We start from the raw sequence: 509 nt of genomic DNA on the forward strand, positions 1-509 counted from the left end.
CTCTGATCCAGCAACAGCGATTGTAGATGCGACAGCCCCAGTGGTAACGCTTGATGAAGTGGTCACCAACGACAACACACCTGAATTGACAGGTACAGTTGATGATCCAGAAGCGACAGTGGTTGTCACCATTGATGGTGTTGACTACGAAGCAGTAAACAATGGCGATGGCACATGGACGCTTGCGGACGATGTTGTTGCAGAACTTGCAGATGGCGATCACGAAGTGACGGTTACTGCGACAGATGCAGCAGGCAACGAAGGCAGCACCACAGGTACCATCACCATTGACACGGTTGCGCCAGACGCACCAGTGATTGACCCAGTCAATGGTACTGATCCGATCACCGGTACAGCAGAACCAGGCACAACAGTGACTGTGACCTTCCCAGATGGCAGCGAAGCAGAAGCGATTGTTGACGAAGATGGCAACTGGAGTGTTCCAAACCCAGGCAATCTAGAAGATGGAGACGAAGTTACTGCGGTTGCAACAGACCCAGCAGGCAACA

Annotated in this window: 1 protein-coding gene; it reads left to right on the plus strand. The window is 52.3% G+C overall.

The genetic code is table 11. The annotated features are described in order from the left end of the window. On the plus strand, positions 1-509 hold a 509-nt coding region (locus MMO38_RS16540), incomplete at both ends, for an Ig-like domain-containing protein (protein ID WP_241324194.1).

The sequence above is a fragment of the Acinetobacter sp. NIPH 1852 genome (assembly GCF_022549455.1).
In the GTDB taxonomy this organism is placed as follows: Bacteria; Pseudomonadota; Gammaproteobacteria; order Pseudomonadales; family Moraxellaceae; genus Acinetobacter.